16 protein-coding genes are annotated in these 18,776 nt (G+C 59.7%); 7 read left to right on the forward strand and 9 right to left on the reverse strand.

Features of this window, described 5'->3' with window-relative positions; all coding sequences use genetic code 11:
• Positions 1-67: 67 nt before the first annotated feature.
• Together C8K61_RS13640 and C8K61_RS13645 are read right to left on the reverse strand one after the other, a co-directional pair.
• Positions 68-1,090, reverse strand: a complete 1,023-nt coding sequence (locus C8K61_RS13640; RefSeq protein ID WP_108096797.1) for an alpha/beta fold hydrolase — start codon at positions 1,088-1,090, stop codon at positions 68-70.
• 148 nt (positions 1,091-1,238) lie between these two features.
• On the reverse strand, positions 1,239-2,459 hold the full coding sequence (locus C8K61_RS13645; protein ID WP_108096798.1) for a cytochrome c biogenesis protein DipZ: 1,221 nt from the start codon (positions 2,457-2,459) through the stop codon (positions 1,239-1,241).
• 223 nt (positions 2,460-2,682) lie between these two features.
• Between C8K61_RS13645 and C8K61_RS13650 the strand changes: the two genes are divergently transcribed.
• Complete coding sequence (locus C8K61_RS13650; protein WP_108096799.1) at positions 2,683-3,426, forward strand: response regulator; 744 nt, start codon at positions 2,683-2,685, stop codon at positions 3,424-3,426.
• Positions 3,423-4,721 (forward strand): HAMP domain-containing sensor histidine kinase, encoded by a 1,299-nt coding sequence (locus tag C8K61_RS13655; RefSeq protein ID WP_108096800.1) that lies wholly within the window; start codon positions 3,423-3,425, stop codon positions 4,719-4,721. Before C8K61_RS13650 ends, C8K61_RS13655 begins: the two co-directional genes overlap by 4 nt.
• Before the next feature lie 57 nt (positions 4,722-4,778).
• Here the strand turns inward: C8K61_RS13655 and C8K61_RS13660 are convergent, their stop codons facing one another.
• Entirely contained in the window at positions 4,779-5,876 is a 1,098-nt protein-coding gene (locus C8K61_RS13660; protein ID WP_108096801.1) for a GNAT family N-acetyltransferase/peptidase C39 family protein, read from the reverse strand.
• 91 nt (positions 5,877-5,967) lie between these two features.
• Here C8K61_RS13660 and C8K61_RS13665 point away from each other — a divergent pair, with 91 nt between their 5' ends.
• Both C8K61_RS13665 and C8K61_RS13670 read left to right on the forward strand, forming a co-directional pair.
• Entirely contained in the window at positions 5,968-7,554 is a 1,587-nt protein-coding gene (locus C8K61_RS13665; RefSeq protein ID WP_108096802.1) for a RimK family protein, read from the forward strand.
• Positions 7,555-7,578: 24 nt separating this feature from the next.
• Entirely contained in the window at positions 7,579-8,520 is a 942-nt protein-coding gene (locus C8K61_RS13670) for a magnesium transporter CorA family protein (RefSeq protein ID WP_108096803.1), read from the forward strand.
• A gap of 171 nt (positions 8,521-8,691) precedes the next feature.
• On the opposite strand, the gene C8K61_RS13675 is transcribed toward C8K61_RS13670, so the two are convergent.
• From C8K61_RS13675 to C8K61_RS13690, 4 genes are all read right to left on the reverse strand, one after another.
• The gene (locus C8K61_RS13675; protein WP_108096804.1) at positions 8,692-10,593 is read right to left on the reverse strand and encodes a potassium transporter Kup; all 1,902 of its coding nucleotides are present in this window, start codon (positions 10,591-10,593) and stop codon (positions 8,692-8,694) included.
• Between the two features lie 254 nt (positions 10,594-10,847).
• On the reverse strand, positions 10,848-11,711 hold the full coding sequence (locus C8K61_RS13680) for a diguanylate cyclase domain-containing protein (protein ID WP_108096805.1): 864 nt from the start codon (positions 11,709-11,711) through the stop codon (positions 10,848-10,850).
• A gap of 226 nt (positions 11,712-11,937) precedes the next feature.
• Positions 11,938-12,504, reverse strand: coding sequence for a GNAT family N-acetyltransferase (locus tag C8K61_RS13685; RefSeq protein WP_108096806.1), 567 nt, complete (start codon positions 12,502-12,504; stop codon positions 11,938-11,940).
• 51 nt (positions 12,505-12,555) lie between these two features.
• Positions 12,556-13,446 carry a universal stress protein gene (locus C8K61_RS13690; RefSeq protein WP_108096807.1) on the reverse strand — a complete coding sequence of 297 codons (891 nt, stop codon included), beginning with the start codon at positions 13,444-13,446 and terminating at the stop codon, positions 12,556-12,558.
• Between the two features lie 168 nt (positions 13,447-13,614).
• Between C8K61_RS13690 and C8K61_RS13695 the strand changes: the two genes are divergently transcribed.
• The gene (locus C8K61_RS13695; RefSeq protein ID WP_108096808.1) at positions 13,615-14,040 is read left to right on the forward strand and encodes a potassium channel family protein; all 426 of its coding nucleotides are present in this window, start codon (positions 13,615-13,617) and stop codon (positions 14,038-14,040) included.
• Here C8K61_RS13695 and C8K61_RS13700 read toward each other — a convergent pair.
• Together C8K61_RS13700 and C8K61_RS13710 are read right to left on the reverse strand one after the other, a co-directional pair.
• Positions 14,033-14,746 (reverse strand): helix-turn-helix domain-containing protein, encoded by a 714-nt coding sequence (locus C8K61_RS13700; RefSeq protein WP_256589438.1) that lies wholly within the window; start codon positions 14,744-14,746, stop codon positions 14,033-14,035. The two genes, C8K61_RS13695 and C8K61_RS13700, sit on opposite strands and share 8 nt — an antisense overlap.
• Positions 14,747-15,125: 379 nt before the next feature.
• A complete protein-coding gene (locus C8K61_RS13710) occupies positions 15,126-16,199 on the reverse strand; it encodes an NAD(P)-dependent alcohol dehydrogenase (protein ID WP_108096811.1) in 1,074 nt (357 codons plus the stop codon).
• A 229-nt stretch (positions 16,200-16,428) separates the two neighbouring features.
• On the opposite strand from C8K61_RS13710, the gene C8K61_RS13715 reads away from it, so the two are divergent.
• Together C8K61_RS13715 and C8K61_RS13720 are read left to right on the forward strand one after the other, a co-directional pair.
• Positions 16,429-17,364, forward strand: coding sequence for a universal stress protein (locus C8K61_RS13715; RefSeq protein ID WP_108096812.1), 936 nt, complete (start codon positions 16,429-16,431; stop codon positions 17,362-17,364).
• Positions 17,365-17,548: 184 nt separating this feature from the next.
• Positions 17,549-18,769, forward strand: coding sequence for an HD-GYP domain-containing protein (locus C8K61_RS13720; RefSeq protein ID WP_108096947.1), 1,221 nt, complete (start codon positions 17,549-17,551; stop codon positions 18,767-18,769).
• Positions 18,770-18,776: the final 7 nt, after the last annotated feature.

The raw sequence follows: 18,776 nt of genomic DNA on the forward strand, positions 1-18,776 counted from the left end.
GTCGTCGCAGGTGCATCGCCCCCCGCCGCTGGTGGCCAGCTAACCCGCTGGCCCAGCGCACTGTTACTTATAGGTGATCGGCGTCGACCACCGCCTGCGCAAAGGCTTGCGGTGCTTCTTGCGGCAGGTTGTGGCCGATGCCGCCGCTGATCAGACGGTACTCGTACTTGCCAGTGAAGCGTTTGGCGTAAGCCTCGGCCGGTGGATGGGGGGCGCCGTTGGCGTCGCCTTCAAGGGTGATGGTCGGCACTTTGATCGATGGGAAGCTCGCCAGTTTTTGCTCCAGCGCCTCGTACTGCGCTTCGCCCTTGATCAGGTTCAACCGCCAGCGGTAGTTGAAGATCGACACGGCAACGTGGTCGGGGTTCTGCAACGAAGCGGCGCTGCGCTCGTAGGTGGCGTCGTCGAAATTCCATTTCGGTGAAGCCAGCTTCCAGATCAGCTTGGCGAAGTCGTGGGTGTTTTTCTCATAGCCTTGGCGGCCGCGTTCGGTGGCGAAGTAGAACTGGTACCACCACTGCAATTCCGCCTCGGGTGACAACGGCGCCTTGCCCGCCTCCTGGCTACCGATCAGGTAACCGCTGACCGCCACCAACGCCTTGACCCGCTCCGGCCAGAGCGCGGCAACGATGTCGGCGGTGCGTGCGCCCCAGTCGTAACCGGCGAGTACCGCCTGGTCGATTTTCAATGCATCCATAAAGGCGATCAGGTCGCTGGCCAGGGCTGCCGGCTGGCCGTTGCGCACGGTGCTGGCGGAGAGAAAACGGGTGTCGCCATAACCGCGCGACGACGGAATCAGCACCCGATAGCCCTGCTCGGCCAAGGCCGGCGCCACGTCGGTGTAGCTGTGAATATCGTAGGGCCAGCCGTGCAGCAGAATCACCACCGGGCCCTCGGCCGGGCCGAGCTCGGCATAGGACACTTCCAGCACGCCCGCCTTGACCTGCTTGAGCGCGCCGAACGATGTGTGGCTGCCGACGGTGATCGGCGCAAGGGTGGTGGCCGGCAGCTCGGCGGCCTGAACGCTGAGGGCGCCGGCTTGCAGCAGGGCAACGGTGAGCAACGATTTCAGTAGGCGAGTATTCATCATGATTCTCCGGTTCCGATGGCGAGCGGCTCGTGCCGTCTCGATGGGGCTATTGGACGGCGCTGAGGTATCTGCCATGTGTCAGCAACGGCGGCGAACGCAACGTTGGGTATCTGTAAGGGCTGTAGATACACAGCGATACATTCGTTCTTCACGGCTGGCTGCGTTGCGCTTTGGCTTCGGCCAGCAGCGCCTGAATCGCCTGTTCCTGGGCGGCATAGGCACCCTCGCCAAAGTGGCTGTACCGCACCTGGCCGTTGGCATCGATCAGGTAATGGGCCGGCCAGTACAGGTTGTTGAAGGCGCGCCAGATCCGGTAGTCGTTGTCCACCGCCACCGGGTAGGTGATGCCCAGATTGCGCACCTGCTCTTGCACATTGGCCAGCACCCGCTCGAAACCGTACTCGGGAGTGTGCACGCCGATCACCACCAGGCCGTCCTTTTCATAGCGCTGCGCCCACTGCTTCACGTAGGGCAAGGTGTGCTGGCAGTTGATGCAGTCGAAGGTCCAGAAATCCACCAGCACCACTTTGCCACGCAGTGATTCGGCGCTCAGTTCCGGCGAGTTCAGCCACTGCACCGCGCCGTCCAGCGATGGCATCGGGCCCTGGTTGGCCAGCTCCGGCATCGGCTGCGCCTGCACCTTGCTCACCAGGTGATCGAGCGCGCTGGTCACCGCCTTCAGCACGCTCTGCTCCAGACCATTGGCAACCTGCGACGAGGTGCCGGCGAGCAACGCCTGACTGCTGCCCGAGGCAATTGCCAAGGCGGTCAACAGCACCCCGCCTCCGACCACCCGCCGCACGCCACTGAGCACGGGCAACGACACCCGTAAGCGGTTGACCAGGCCCTTGCCCGCCAGAATCAGCGCTCCCAGCGACACCGCGCTGCCCAGGCCATAGACCAGTAACAACACACTGGTTTGCGCATTGGCGCCCTGCAGCATGGCGCCGCTCAGAATCACCCCGAGAATCGGCCCGGCGCAGGGTGCCCAGAGCAAACCGGTGGCCACGCCCAGACCCACCGAGGCCAGCGGGCCGGTCAAGCGTTTGGCCCCGGGATCAAGCCGATTACCCAGCGCCACCAAGGGCCGCGCCAGCCAGGTCGCCACCCGCGTCGACAGCAGCGACAAGGCAAACACCACCATCACCAGCAGCGCCAGGTAACGGCCGCCCTGGCTGGCCTGCGCCACCCAGCCACTGCTGACCACCGCCAGGCTCGACACCGCGGCAAAGGTCATGGCCATGCCGACCAGGGTCAGCACAATCGAGGCCCGCGACTGGTTGGCGCGAGCAAATAGAAACGGCACCACCGGCAAGATGCAGGGGCTGAGCACGGTCAACAGACCGCCGAGAAATGCGATAAGCAACATGGGGTTTCCTCCAGCGTTGGCAACAAGCGCCACGGTTCGGCGCGATGGCTGCATTGCAGGCCCTGGAGGTATCTGTTGTGTGTCGGCAATGGCCGCGTGTGTCGCCGCAGGTATCTGCCGGCCCGGCAGATACACAACCCTACAAACCCCACTGGCAAGGTCGCGCCGCCTGGGTAGACTGCACCTCATCAAATCGGCCGCAGCAAAAGCAGAGGCAGCAGTTATGGAGCACCACGTTGATCACGTGCTGATCGTTGACGACGACCGTGAGATTCGCGAGCTGGTGGGCAACTACCTGAAGAAAAACGGCATGCGCACCACCCTGGCCGCCGATGGCCGGCAGATGCGCGCGTTTCTCGAAGCGGGCCAGGTGGACCTGATCGTGCTCGACATCATGCTGCCCGGCGACGACGGCCTGCTGCTCTGCCGCGAACTGCGCGCCGGTAAACACCGCGCCACGCCAGTGCTGATGCTCACTGCCCGCGACGATGAAACCGACCGCATCGTCGGCCTGGAAATGGGTGCCGACGACTACCTGGTGAAACCCTTTTCCGCCCGCGAGCTGCTGGCACGGATCAACGCTGTGCTGCGCCGCACCCGCATGCTGCCGCCGAACCTGGTGGTCAGCGAACAGTCGCGTCTGTTGGCCTTCGGTAGCTGGCGCCTGGACACCACCGCGCGCCACCTGCTCGACCCGAACGACACCGTGGTCGCCCTCAGCGGCGCCGAGTACCGTCTGCTGCGGGTGTTCCTCGACCACCCGCAACGGGTGCTCAGTCGCGACCAATTGCTCAACCTCACCCAAGGCCGCGAAGCCGACCTGTTCGACCGCTCCATCGACCTGTTGGTCAGTCGCCTGCGCCAACGCCTGCTCGATGACGCCCGCGAACCGGCGTACATCAAAACCGTGCGCAGCGAAGGCTATGTGTTCAGTTTTGCCGTGCAACTGCTGGAGCCCAGCGCATGAGGCGTTGGCTGCCCCGCACGCTGGCCGCGCGCCTGTCGCTGATCTTTCTGCTGAGCCTGGTGCTGGCCCACGGGCTGTCGTTCGGCCTGCAAACCTTCGAGCGCTACAACAGCGCCCGCACCCTGATGCTGAGCAACTTCGAACGCGACATCGCCACCGCCGTGGCGATTCTCGAGCGTTTGCCGGCCACTGAACGCCCGGCCTGGCTGGCGCGCCTGGAGCGGCCCAACTACCGCTACCAACTGGACGACGGCCAGCCCGGCACGCCGATGCTCAACGCCAGCGAATCGGTGTCGGTGCGCACCATCCTCGCCACCCTCGGCCCGGCGTACCACATCAGTTTCCAGACCATCGCCGACAGCCGCCCGCACTACCAAGCGCACCTGCAACTCAACGACGGCCAGCCGCTGACCATCGACGTGCGCCCCTCGATCATGCCGATTTCGCCCTGGTTGCCGGTGCTATTAGTGGCGCAGCTGCTGCTGCTGGTGCTGTGCACCTGGCTGGCGGTGCGCACCGCCCTCGCCCCCCTCACCCGCCTGGCCCGCGCCGTCGACAACCTGGACCTCAAACGCCCCGCCGCCCCCCTGGATGAAAGCGGCCCCAGCGAAGTGGCCTATGCCGCCGTAGCCTTCAACAGCATGCAAGCGCGCATCGCTGCCTACGTGAAAGAGCGCGTGCAACTGCTCGCCGCCATCTCCCATGACCTGCAAACCCCGATTACCCGCATGAAACTGCGCGTCGAGTTCATGGACGACAGCGCCGACAAAGACAAACTCAGCAACGACCTCAGCGAAATGCAGCACCTGGTCAAAGAAGGCGTGGCCTACGCACGCAGCACCGAACCGTCCAGCGAACCACCGCTGCGCCTGCAACTGGAGCCGTTCCTGCAAAGCCTGGTGTTCGACTACGCCGACATGGGCAAAAACGTGCAGTTGCTGGCCAGCGCCGACGCCGTGCTGCACACCCGCCCGCAAGCCCTGCGCCGGCTGCTCACCAACCTGATCGACAACGCGCTGAAATTTGCCGGCGCCGCCGAACTGAACGTCAGCCAGAACGCCAACGGTCTCTGGTTGCTGCAAGTACTGGATCGCGGCCCCGGCATTCCCGAGCAGGAACTGGCCGACGTGCTCAAACCCTTCTACCGCCTGGAAAGCTCACGCAACCGCGACACCGGCGGCACTGGCCTGGGCCTGGCAATTGCCGTGCAACTGGCGGCCAGCCTGGGCAGTGGCTTGCGCCTGCGCAACCGTGAGGGGGGTGGGTTGTGTGCCGAGTTCGAGTTGCTGTATTGAACGCTCCTACCCTTGCATCCCCCCGTGACCAGGTGCACATGAGGTGCGCCAAAGCGCCTAGCCACGGCTGAAGATAACCACGGAGGCACGCAGCTTGTTGGCACCGAAACAGCTCATACGCTGAAAGTCGGCATGGCTGACCGGCAGGTGTTGGCAGTCCAGCGCCGAGCGGTGCTGGCTGTGATCGACATCCGGATCATGGAGGTAGACAAAGTCCTCGTCGCAGTCAGTGACGATCACCCAGTGAGGCGCTTTGGAGCGGGTCAGTCGATAACTGCTGATCAACACCAAGAGCTGTTTGCCGCTGTCGAGTAATTCGCTCATCGACATGCGGTGATCACGCACCTGCTCCACGTCGCTGCCACTGAGCTGTTCGCAGAACTCATCGTGCACGAGGCGCATCAATTGCTTCTTATGCTCGCTGCGAACCCCGTTGAGAAACAGTGGCCCTGGCACATTGATCTGCAACGTCACCGCAAAACCCCGTCGCCAGGCGGCCAGTGCCAGGCCCTGCGGGCTGCAGCCGCCATGGCCGGCGGTCATGAATACGGTGGTGGCTTCACGCCAGAGTTGCACTTCTTCACGTCGTTCGGCTTTACGCTGCGGTTGCAGGGCCGCCATGGCCATCAACAGGCACGCCGGGCCACAGGTGAAGTCGGTGGTTTGCGGGTAGTAGGGCACCGGGCGCTTGCCGCTGGGCCGGTACTGGGCGATGCGTTTTTCCAGGCGCAGGGCTGTGCCATGGTCCTCGTAGTAATTGCTGAGCACCGCGAACTGCCGATAGCCACTGCGCTCATACAGCGAGATGGCTGAATGGTTGTCGGTGCGCACTTCCAGACGCAGATAAGCGCAATCGTGTGCCAACGCCTGCTCCTCGGCGCGCGCCAATAGCTGTGCGCCCAGGCCCTGGCCGCGAGCAGAAGGGTCGATGGCCAGTGAGTACAGTCGCGCCAGCGAGGTACCACGATGGAACAACAGCAATGCATAGCCCTGCAGTTGGCCATCGGCTTGCGCGACTATCAAACTGGCGTGTGCGCGACTGAGCATCCAGTGAAAACTGCGCGCTGACAGTCGATCATGGGTAAAACATTGGTTTTCCAAGTGCAGCAGCGCCGCCACATCTTCGTGGCGTGCTGGGCGAAATACGTGGTGCATATAACCGCCGTAAAAGTTGCGTAACGAAAGGAGACTTTTCCAAAAGCTCGTGCTTAATAGAAAAGGACTTGTTCTCCAACGGACCCAACTCATGTCAGCGGTAAACAGTAGCTTGCCCAGCCCGGTAACCACTACGTCAACCCCGGCTTACTCTAAGCCCAGTTATTTAAGCGACACAACCAGAAGTTCCAGCCAGTTCATTATCATTGTTGAGCGCAAGGAAGACTGGGCCTCGTATTTACCCTATGAAGATGTGATGACTGCGCAGGAATATCTGGAACACTCTTGCGAAGTAGAAGGCAGTAAGCGCGTGCAAGTGATCAACCTGTGCCGCAGTTACAAATACCTGGGTCATGGTTATTACTGCTCTTTATTGGCTGAGGCGCGCGGTCATCGGGTACTGCCTTCCGTTCGGACCATTAGCGAACTAACCCGCAAAGCGCTGTATGGCCTGGCCCTTGATGATTTGGATAAAACCCTGGAAAAAGCTCTGAGCAATCATCCCTACGGTAATACCGAGGGATTTACCCTGAGCCTGTACTTCGGCAAAACCGAACTTGAACCGCTGCAGGACTTGGCCCGGCAAGTGTTCGAAGTATTCCCTTGCCCGATTCTTTTGGTGGAGTTTCGCAATAACAACGGCTGGCATATCGACGGCATCAAGGCAGGGGCTCTGCCCAAGCTGCGCGATGACCAGGAACACCAGTTTGCCAATTCGCTGGACGCCTTCAGTCGCAAGGTCTGGCGGTTGCCGCGCAGCAAACGCCTGGCGCGCTATGACCTGGCCATTCTGCACGACCCCGACGAGAGCTTGCCGCCCTCCAATGCCAAGGCGCTGGAAAGCTTTATCCGCGTCGGCAGGGGGCTGGGTATCGATGTCGAGTTGATCGAGAAGAAAGACTACTCGCGCCTGGCCGAATACGACGCCCTGCTGATCCGGGAAACCACCAGCCTGGATAACCACACCTACCGCTTCGCCAAGAAGGCCGAAAGCGAGGGGTTGGTGGTGATGGACGATCCGGCGTCAATCCTGCGCTGTACCAACAAGGTCTACCTCACCGACCTGCTTAAAAGTCATCAACTGGGTATGCCGGCCACCGAGATTCTGTACAAGGACCGCCCCCAGGACTTTGAGCAGGTCGCCGAGCGCCTGGGCTTTCCGCTGGTGCTGAAAATTCCCGATGGCTGCTTTTCCCGCGGCGTGATCAAGGTGGAGAACCAGCAAGCCCTGCTGGAGGCCACCGCGCAACTCTTCGAGCATTCGGTGCTGTTGCTTGCCCAGGAGTTTTTCTACACCGAGTACGACTGGCGCATTGGCGTACTCAACCGAAAGCCGATCTATGCCTGCCAATACTTTATGTCCAAGGGCCATTGGCAGATCTACAACCACAAGGCCAAGGGCCAGGACATCAACGGCGAGTGCCGCACCCTGGCGGTACACGAAACGCCCAAAGCGGTGGTGGAGCTGGCCGTGCGCACCGCCAACCTGATTGGCGATGGCCTGTACGGCGTGGACCTCAAGCAGGCCGGCGACAAGGTGGTGGTCATCGAGGTGAACGACAACCCCAATCTGGATGCCGGCATCGAAGATGCCTATCTGCAGGACGACCTCTATGGCCTGGTGCTGGAAGAGTTTATCCGCCGCCTGGAACTCAAACGCCGCGGGCAAGCCTGGTAGCTGGCCGAGAAGCGAGGACTGCACGTGATCAAAAGCTTCCAACTCGCCCACCGAGCCCTGGTACCTGTAGAGCACCTGAAAGCACCGGTGCTGCTGTTTTGCAATCCGGACACGGCCGAGCGCGATGTGCTGCTGTGCGACTTCAAGTTGGACGAACACGCGCTGGCCTCGGCGCTTGACCCGGACGAGGTGTCGCGCATCGAGTTTCATCCGGAGCATCTGTTTCTGATCTGGAAAAGCCCGGAGAACTACTCCGGCGGCGACACGTTGTCTTTCGAGGTGTCGTCCTTCGGCCTGCTGTTCGGCGCCCAGCGACTGGTGGTGATTTCCACCGACAGTGGGCAATTGGCGGGCGTGGGTGCACGGCAACCGCTGAACTCGCCCCTGGATGTGTTGCTGGACTTACTGTTCAACAACATTCACCACTACCTGGGGCATTTGAAAGTTATAAAAATGGTTGCTCGTGAACTGCAGCAAAAGTTCAACGCATCAATGGAAAACAAGCACTTGGTGCAGATGTTCAACCTCAGCGAAAGTTTGATTTATTACATCAATGCCATTCACAGCAATGGAACGGTGCTCACGCGTCTACGCAATCACGCCGAACAACTGCGCTTTGCGCCTGACGCGCTGGCACGCATTGACGACCTGATTATTGAGAACAACCAGTGTTACAAACAGGCTGAAATATATTCGACCGTATTTTCCGGGCTTATTGACGCGCGCGGCAACTTGATGAACAACAGCATGAACTCTCTGCTGCGCAAGTTAACCTTGATTAACGTGGTATTTCTGCCGCTGAACTTGATCGCGAGCATTGGCGGCATGTCGGAGTTCAGCATGATGACCAGCAGTATTCCCTGGTGGGTGGCCTACCCCTTGTTTTTATTGGCCATGGGCGTTATCGGCACACTGGTCATTTTTGTACTTAAACGCATGACACCGAAAATCTTAACCGCGCAGTAGCGCTTTTTACGTTTAGTTAAACCAGAAAGGGGGCACCCATGACGTCAACAGAGATCGGCCTATTGATGGTCAGCGTAATTATTGTGTTTGGTGCAGTGAGCTTTTATTGGGACCATATCAAACAGCGCAAATAACGGAATATCTGCGGCGAGACAGGCCCCGATCGGGCACCTACATTTCCACCTGAGTGCCCAGTTCGATCACCCGGTTCAGCGGCAATTTGAAGTACTTCAGGTTGCTGTTGGCGTTCTTCAGCAGAAAGGCAAACAGGTGCTCTCGCCAGCGTGCCATGCCGATGCGGCTGGTCGGAATGACAGTTTCCCGACTCAGGAAATACGTGGTGCGCATCGGCATGAACGCCAGGTCGTCCAAGTGACAGAGCGTCAGCGCGGCAGGCACGTCAGGCTCCTCCATAAAACCAAAGTGCAGGCTGACGCGGAAAAAGCCCTCACCATGGCTTTCGACCTCCAGGCGTCGTTCCGCCGGAACGCGCGGGCTGTCTTCGGAGACGACGGTGAGCAGCACCACTTGCTCATGCAGCACCTGGTTATGCAGCAAGTTGTGCAGCAGCGCATGGGGCACTGCGTCGCTGCGAGCGGTCAGAAACACCGCCGTGCCTTGTACGCGATGGGGCGGCTGCGAGCGGATGCTGCTGATAAACAGCGGGAGCGGCAACGCCGTTTCGTCCAGGCGTTCGACGATGATTCTGCGGCCACGCTTCCAGGTGGTCATCAGTACAAAGAGCGCGATGCCGGCAATTACCGGGAACGCACCGCCCTGGAGAATTTTTGGTGCGTTGGCAGCGAAGTAGAGACTGTCCACCAGCAGAAAACCCACCAGCATCGGGATGGCCAACCAACGCGGGGTTTTCCACATGAGCAACACCACTGACGCCGACAACAGGGTGGTGATCAGCATGGTCCCTGTTACCGCGACGCCATAGGCAGCCGCCAGTGCACTGGAAGACTCAAAGCCAATTACCAGCAGCACCACCCCCACCATCAGCGCCCAGTTCACCGTGCCGATGTAGATCTGACCTTGCTCCTGGCTGGAGGTGTGCTGGATAAACATGCGTGGCACATAGCCAAGCTGAATAGCCTGCCGCGTCAACGAGAACGCCCCGGAAATCACCGCCTGCGAGGCGATGATGGTGGCCAGGGTCGAAAGCGCGACCATCGGCAACAACGCCCAGCTGGGCGCCAGCAGATAAAACGGGTTGCGCACGGCTTCCGGGGTTTCGAGAATCAACGCGCCCTGGCCAAAGTAGTTCAGCACCAGCCCTGGCAATACCAACATGAACCAGGCGCGTGATATCGGTTGGCGACCAAAGTGGCCCATGTCGGCATACAGTGCTTCGGCGCCGGTCAGCGCCAATACCACCGCCCCCAGGATCGCGACCCCGATGCCTGGATGCACGATAAAAAACTGCACCGCCCAATACGGGTTGATCGCCTGCAGCACTTCAGGCCGCTGCAAAATGCCATACACCCCAAGCGCACCCAGCACCAAAAACCACAGAACCATCACCGGCCCGAACAGTTTTCCGATGCGCGCCGTACCGTGTTTTTGAATCAGGAAAAGCCCCACCAGCACGACGACCGACAACGGCACCACCCAGCGCTCAATTCCATCGAACGCCAGTTGCAGCCCTTCCACTGCCGAGAGTACGGAAATGGCCGGGGTAATCATGCTGTCGCCGTAAAAAAGTGCTGCCCCAAACAGCCCAAGCAACACCAACACCTTGCTCAAGTGGGGATAGGCCGCAGAGGCGCGACGGGCCAGGGCGGTCAAGGCCATGATGCCGCCTTCACCCTGGTTACTGGCGCGCAAGATGAACAGCACGTACTTGATCGATACCACCCAGATCAGCGACCAGAAAATCAGCGACAGAATGCCCAGCACCCCATCGTGATTCACCTGGACGCCGTAATGGCCAGAGAACACTTCTTTAAGCGTGTACAGGGGGCTGGTGCCGATGTCCCCGTACACCACACCCACAGCGGCGATCAGTAAACCTACTCCCGAGGCTTTGGTGGAGCTGTGTTCATGGCTAGCAGTGGCTGATTCGTTCAAGAGTCGACTCTCACAGTACAACGAAGGAAGGCATGCCCATCCTTGAGCACTGCGGCGTTCACTGCCGCTAGCCCGAAGGGCCTAACGACGGGCAAAAAAACGCGGCCAGGATCATCGTGCCTGGACACTTGAGGCGTAAAAAAAACGTAAAAAAATGGCACCCTCGGCTGTCCGGGCCTTTTGACCGCGACGAGCGCTCCATGGGTATTTGTCGCAGCGGAAGGTGCGTTGCCCCGAGATCGATAGCCGATATCTCATGGCTGCCTGCGCTGCTTGGCTGCATACATAGCCTTGTCCGCAACATCCAGGAGTTGCTCGACCGTGCAGCCATCCGCAGGGAACTGACTAACCCCGATGCTGACGCCAACGTGCAGCGCGTGGCCGTCAATCTCGAACGGATGGGAGATGGCGCGCGTGATCTTCTCCACCAAGCGACCGACTTGTTCGCCAGTCAGTTGAGGGATCAGCGCGACGAATTCATCACCACCCAGTCGTGCCAGCACATCGGTACGCCGGATAGTACCCAGAACACGCTGCGCCACGGACACCAGAAGCTTGTCGCCCACCAGATGGCCGTAGGTGTCGTTAACCTGCTTGAAACGGTCCAGATCCAGAAACAGCAAGGTGAAAACCTGCTTGGCAGTGCTGGCGTCGACTATTTCCTGCTGCAGCAGATCCAGGAGCGATGCGCGGTTTGGCAGGTTGGTCAACACATCGCAAAAAGCCAGACGGTGCATGTGCTCTCGCTCGGCACCGATGTCGCAACTGGTGTGCTGGATGGCTAGAAAATGAGTGATCGCGCCCTCGGACGAGAGCAATGGCGAAATCACTTGGTTTACGGTGTACAGCTCCCCGGCCTTGTTCCGCTCGGCCAACACACCTTGCCACGCTTTACCGGCGAGGATGGTTTGCCACATCTGCCGATAGACTTCCGGGCTCTGCTGCCCAGAGCTGAGAATACGCGGCGAGCTACCGATCAGTTCTGCCAGGCTGTAACCGCTTTGCCGACTCATGGCCTGGTTTGCCCAGACCGTTATTCCGCTTCTGTCGGTAATCAGTACCGCATTTCCCGCGCCCTCCAATGCGCGAACCAACAACCTCTCATGCTCGCTTCTCACTGTTCAGACACCCACGTTTTGATGGTCGCGCCGCAGCGTCATACAAAAACCTTAAGCAAACCTGAGGTGGGTAAACCCGCAAACGCCCGCGCCTCTCCGTGGACTTTATGCCGTTCGCGCTCCAGACCGACCAGCATCTCCAGCCCCAACGCTACGGCGGCGTTGGCAACCAGCGCGAGCTCACCCATTGCCATCGCTCAAATAACGCTGCTTGATGGCTGACGCCTCACAACTGGCATTCATGGATGATTTCGCTGAAATCACCCGGCGGATAGCGGCTGTCAAAACCCAGGCTTTTGAGCAGGCGATGCAGGTGGAAGTTACTCGCCACATCGGCTGCGCTCATGAGCGTGAAGCCATTGCGGCGCGCAGCGTCCATCAGGTGAGTCATGAGCAATTTGCCCAGCCCCCGGTGTTGCCATTCATCCGCCACCACCACAGCGAACTCACAGGTTTTCTCCTCCGTCTGGGCGTAGCGGGCAACCCCTACCTCCCGCAGCTCGCCGTCGTCATGCACGAGGGCGACATAGGCCATCTGCAGGGGGTATTGAACAGTCATCAATTGGTCCAGCAACGGCAGTGGCGCCTCGTTGAAGGAGCACGAGAAACGTGCTCGCCGGGACTCCGGCGACAGGCGTTTGATGAACAGGAACTCGCGCTGGCGATCCTGCTCTTGTAACGACCGGATCAGAACGTGGCTGCCGTCCTTCAGGGCATCTATCCAGTGTTCTCCGATGGCCCCCTCGGTGAATGTCTTCAGCTCATTGGTTACATTCGAGGCGTTAGCGGTCATAGCAATCTCCTTACGCGACATGAAGATGTTCTCGAGGCCCTCCGCGCAGGATCAAACCGCCAGAATGCTGCGCGAGGAGCGGTACAAAAGATGTTCCGTGGTACTGCCCACCAGTTTGTTGAGGCCGCAACGGTGCACACGCCCCATTACCAGCACATCAGCGTCAAGTTGTTCAGAAAGCTCCGCCAGTACCTGCACAGGCGCACCGACCGACAAGTGACAGTGGCCTGATGGAATGCGGTAGCGATCGGCTAAGTCGTGGAAGGTTTTCTCCACTTCAAGTTGCACATGCGCCCACAGATCGGCCCAGGCCAGGGTGCTGCCGGTGGCATCGCCGAAGTACACCGAGGTCAGGTCCAGGGCATGCACCAGATGCAATTGAGCCTCGCTGTACTCGGCCAGCCGCTGCGCCGCTTCGATGATTCGTCCATTGAGGCCGTTGCGCAGGGCGTCGGGGCTTGCGGCATCCACGGCGGCGATGATCACTTGCGGTACTGCGTTGCCCGCCGGGCCGATCAGATGGACAGGCACCGGGCATTGACGCAGCAGGTGCCAGTCCAGCGGCGTAATGAACGTGCGCTTCAGCACCGGTTCGTGGTGGATGTCCTTGATCAACAGGTCAGCGTCGCTTTGCTCGACATGGTCGAGAATGGTCTGCACGACTGCCTCGCTCCAGGCCACTTCGGTAGAAACTTCAAGCCCCCTGGCGCGCAACAGCTGCGCCTCGTTATGTAACCAGCCCTCGACTGCATCAAGGTGGCAGAGGTTGGCGCTGTCCTGGGTTTCCTTGGCCAGAAACGGCAGAAGGCTGGGGATCTGTTCGAATACGGCGAGGTGCAAGGCGGCCCCGCTGGCCTTGGCGATTTCAGCAGAGCGCTGGATGGCAAGGCCATGGTGCATAGCCGGGTTGGCAACTAACAACAAGCGTTTGTAGGCGCGCATGGTTACCTCACATAACGGGATTAAAACGCTGCAGCGCAGAGGTTTGTCTGCACTCAGGTTGCCAAACCCGGTGGGCACCCAAGTTGATAATTATCAACATGCCGTCGGAGCCATACGAACATCCTCCGGCCGTGGTTCATCGACCTGGGCAAGGTGAAGGAGGCTCGGATGCTACTGCTGTGCCTGATCAACATAACGGTCGTAGTGGCCGCCGTAATCATTCACTACGAGTGCCTACTGCGCCTCAACGCGATACTGCCGCGCCTGAAGGTCTGGCATCGGTTCCGTATCGTCTTTGGCGTATTGGGCGCCATGGTCGCCCATGGCGTGGAGATCTGGTGCTTTGCCCTGGCGTACTTTCTGATGATCAAACGCGGTGACTGGGGCACGCTGATGGGCGCCTTCAACGGCACGTTGCTGGACTGTGCGTATTTCTCCTTCACCACCTTTACCACTATCGGCTTCGGCGATATCGAGCCGTTCGGCCCGCTGAAATACCTCACTGGCCTGGAAGCACTGACGGGCCTGGTGCTGATCACCTGGACGGCCTCGTTTCTGTTCCTGGAAATGCAGCGTTACTGGAACATCAAATAAGTGCCTGTTTGCCGCCGTATTGCACCTGCGCTTGCAAGGCCGGCAGGTCGAGAATTTCCATCACCCGGCCCTGGTAGATGATCAGCCCCATGTCCCTGAAGCGCGCCAGGCTTCGGCAGACCGTCTCCAATCGCAAACCCAGGTATGACGCGATGTCTTCCCGGCTCATGCGCAACAGGTAGCCATGGGCCGAATAGCCGCGACGGACAAACCGCTGGGATAGCCCGACCAGAAATGCCGCGACGCGCTCGTCCGCATTGCGACATCCCATGATCATCAACATCTCATGGTCACGGACAATTTCACGGCTGAGCATGCGGTTGAGGTTATGTTGCAACGAGGGAAACTCGCCGGCCAACCGCTCCAGACGACTGAACGATATCGGGCACACTTCGCTGTCTTCCAACGCCACGGCGCTGCAGGCATGGCGGTCCGTGCTGATCGCATCCAGCCCCAGAATGTCACCCGACATCAGAAATCCGGTCACCAGACCGCGGCCATCGGGGCTGACCAGGTGGGTTTTGAACGAGCCCAGACGCACCGCATACAAATGCTGCAGAGGCTCACCGGCATGAAACAAAGCCGCCCCTTTTTTCACCTTCACGCGTTGAGAAATGAGGGTATCCAGACGAGCAGTCTCATCCTTGGAAAAACCCAAGGGCAGACAAAGCCCATTGACCGCACAGGTCGTGCAAGCAGCCACCATCGGCTGAATATGAATGGCAATTGCCGCTTGAACCGAATCGCCAGAAGGAGCTGAGCAACCGCTTGCGCCGCATGAGGTGTGGGCGATGACAGTGTGCATACGTAGACCTCAACATGTGATGTTCATTGGCCAGGCTTCACGCACGTAAGGCTTGGCGGCGGGCTACGTAATTGCTACCGGGCGCGCCCAATGGACTGGTCGGTTCCACGACTGCGGGCAATCGATGGGGCGCGGCAATGCGCTGGCGCAACACCCTGACAAAGGCTTCGGCTTGAGCGTCCGAGGAAAAAGGCACCGAGTAGTCGCCCAACCTCACCGAACAGCACCGCCCTGGCTGGCTATGGCAGATTGCAATAAGCATGGAAAACGCTCCCGAGGACTAAGGGGTAATAGCCACTTTCAGTACGCCGTCACGTTGGTGTGCAAACAACTCGTAGGCGGCTTCAATGTCATCGAGTTTGAAGCGGTGGGTGACCAACGGTTTGAGGTCGACTGCCCCGCTGGCGACCACCGCCATGAGTCGACGCATTCGCTCTTTGCCACCCGGGCACAAGGTGCTGACGATGCTGTAATCACCCAGTCCGGCCGCAAAGGCACTTACCGGAATGCTCAGGTCGCTGGAGTAAACCCCCAGGCTGGAAAGCACCCCACCCGGGCGCAATACACGTAACGCCCATTCGAACGTAGCCTGCGAACCCAGGGCCTCAATGGCTACGTCGACGCCGCGTCCTTGGGTAATGGCCATGATCTGCGCCACCACATCGCCTTGTTTGAAATCCACCACATGGCTGGCGCCCATGCTGCGTGCAACCGTCATACGAGCGGCCACCGTATCCACGCCGATGATGGTGGTTGCCCCTTTGAGCCTGGCGCCAGCCACCGCGCACAGGCCAATGGGTCCGAGCGCAAACACCGCCACGGTATCGCCGATTTTCACCTCACCGCGTTCTGCGCCGCTGAAGCCGGTGGACATGATGTCCGGGCACATCAGCACCTGCTCATCGCTCAAGTGATCGGGAATCGCACACAGGTTGGCCATTGCATCCGGTACGCGCAGGTATTCCGCTTGGCTACCGTCAATCAGGTTGCCGAACTTCCAGCCACCGGTGGCACGAAAGCCATGAGGAGTGTCGGGGCCATCCTGTGAGGAGCAGCCACATAGACAAGCAAAGCTATGGCCACTGGGGGTGATGGCGCCGGCAATTACCCGTTGGCCTTCTACAAAACCGGTCACCTGTGCGCCCAGTTTTTCGATCACCCCTACCGGTTCATGGCCAATGGTCAGACCTTTTTGCACGGGGTATTCGCCGCGCAGGATATGCACGTCGGTACCGCATAAGGTGGTGGTGGTGATGCGAATCAGCGCATCAAGCGGGCCGATGTCCGGAATGGGCTTGTCGGCGAGGATGATGCGGTTTTTCTCGATGAAAACGGCGGCTTTCATTAGCGGCATCACATCTGCTCCGACGGGGAAATATGACGTAAGACTGTTCTCACAAATGCGTAAGGCTATTGACCTAGATCAAGCGCACTTCTAGGTATACACCCCATAGCACCACCGTATGTCGGTTACCGCGTGATACCGGCACAATTGATTTCAATCAAACCGGCGGTGCAGCGTGCTTGCACACTCAACGGGCCGATGGCGGAACAACCCGCCGGATACCCATGTGAGGTGCCCCATGTCTGCCCAACTCAGTACGGCTGCTCAGCGCCTGTTGCTGATCGCCCCACCCCTGATGCACAAAGACCCCGCTTTTGACCGCGCCATGATGCTTGCCAAAGCACTCGGCGCGGCGCTGCATATCGTCGCTTTTGATTATCTGGAAGGCCTGGCGACGGCCGGGCTGGTCAACGAACAAGCCTTGCAGATGCTGCGCACGGACTATGTCGAGCACCACCGTCGCTGGTTGGAAACCCAGGCCGAGTCCATGCGTCAGTTCGGAGTCGATGTCACGGTTGAGGCACAGTGGGTAAAAGACCCGCTGCCGGAGATACTCCAGCATGTGCGAGAAATGCCAGCCAGCATGCTGATCAAAGCGGTTGAGCCAAGCACCTTGCTTGAACGCGCCCTGCTCTCCCCGCTGGACCTGCTCCTGGCTCGTCAATGCAGCATCCCGATGCACTTTGTGACAGGGGTCGATCATCCCTTGCCACGCCGGATAATGGCCGCCGTGGATCCGTTCAACGCCGGCAGTGAACAGTTGGAGTTGAACGAGCAAATTATCTACGAGGCGTTGAAACTGGGGATGCAATGCAAGGCAGACGTGCACCTGGTGTACGCCTACGACCTGACCTCCGTTGCGGCCGCTGAACGTGATTTGGTCAGTAACACGGCGTGGTCGGTATCGACCCTCACCCAAGAGTTCCATGCCGCTCAGGTTGAGGCGTTCAGTGCTCTGGCCGAGCGCAACGGCATACCTGCCGAGAACTGCCACATGGTGATGGGCCACGCGGCACGCGCGTTAGGCGAGTTCGCCGAGCAACAACAGATGGACATCATCGTGATGGGCCGCCTTCAGCACCACGGCCTGAAAAAATGGTTGGGCAGCACCGCAGAGCACCTGCTCTACCGCATACAAAGCAGCATCCTGTTGCTGCCGCACGGCGATGATTGAACCAAAGGAGGGGATGTGCACCGTCTTCAGAAAGACTTAAGGTTCTGCCAACCATACTGGCCACAAGCCATTGCCCAGTCGCTATGCTGTAAAAAAGGATGCAGGCAAATATCAGATAGAGCCCAAAGGCTCGAGGCATAGTCAGCAGGCTGTGCCGTTGTTGCTGTACTCGGGGATCACCGCAATGCCATCCACCTCTAATAGCTCACTGATAAAAATGGATGTCGAACACCTGCGCATTGGTATGTATGTGGTGGAACTGGACCGCCCATGGCACGAAACGGCTTTTCTTTTTCAGGGCTTCTTGCTGCAAACCAACCATGAGTTACGGGCGGTACAGGCGACGTGCAAGTTCGTCTGGGTCGATAGCGACCGCTCACACAGCGTTGAAGAGTGGGCGCTTGCGCCAACCCCAGCGGTGCCTCAAGCGAAAATCAGAAAAGTAGATTTCTTTCAGGAACTGAGCGTCGCATTGCCGGCCTGGAACGCGGCGCACGCTGAGTCACTGAGAATTCTCAATGCCGTGCAACTGGGGATGGACCTCGATGTAAATGCGGTCAAAGCCGTGGTCAAGGAGTGTGTGGACAGCATTCTGCGCAACCCTGCCGCGCTGTTATGGCTGGCGCGAATCAAGAACAGCGACCTGTACACGGCCGAACACTCCCTGCGTGTTGCGATTTTTGCCATTGCTCTGGGCCGTGAGCTGGGCATGCTGCCGTTGGAGCTGGAGGAAATCGGCGTCTGCGGCATGCTTCACGACGTGGGCAAAATCAAAGTACCCAGCGAAATTCTGAACAAACCAGGCGCGCTTACCGCCGAAGAACTGGTGATCATGAAAATGCATGCCGACCACGGTCGGCGCCTGCTGCTCAGCAACCAGCAGGTCACCCCGGCCACCGTCGACGTGGCTTACGCCCATCATGAACGGCTGGACGGCCACGGCTATCCGCGAGGGCTCGACGCCAGTCGCATCCCGTATAGCGCCAAGATCGTAGCGGTGGTCGATGCCTATGACGCGATCAACAGTGACCGTATCTATAGCAAGGGCAAATCCAGCCTGGAGTCGCTGCGTATTCTCTTTGACGCGGCGGGTAGCCACTTCGACGAAGACATCGTCGGCACCTTTATCCGCCTGATCGGCATTTATCCACCGGGAGAGATCGTCGAGTTAAGCAGTGGTGAAGTGGCAATCATCATTGGCTGTCCGCCCGACAACAAACTCAAGCCGCGCCTGCTGGTGGTCCTCGACGCCGAAAAGAAACCGTGCACAGAACGGGTTATCGACCTCGGGCGCAACCCCAAGGACAGCGGTGGCCGGGAGTTGCGGGTGCGCGAGGTCGCTTGCTCTGGCAGTTTTGGCATAGACATCGAGGCCTACAGGCGCAAGGGCCTGATCATTCCTTAAGCGCAGC

This window comes from Pseudomonas sp. GV071, from assembly GCF_003050835.1.
Lineage (GTDB): Bacteria > Pseudomonadota > Gammaproteobacteria > Pseudomonadales > Pseudomonadaceae > Aquipseudomonas.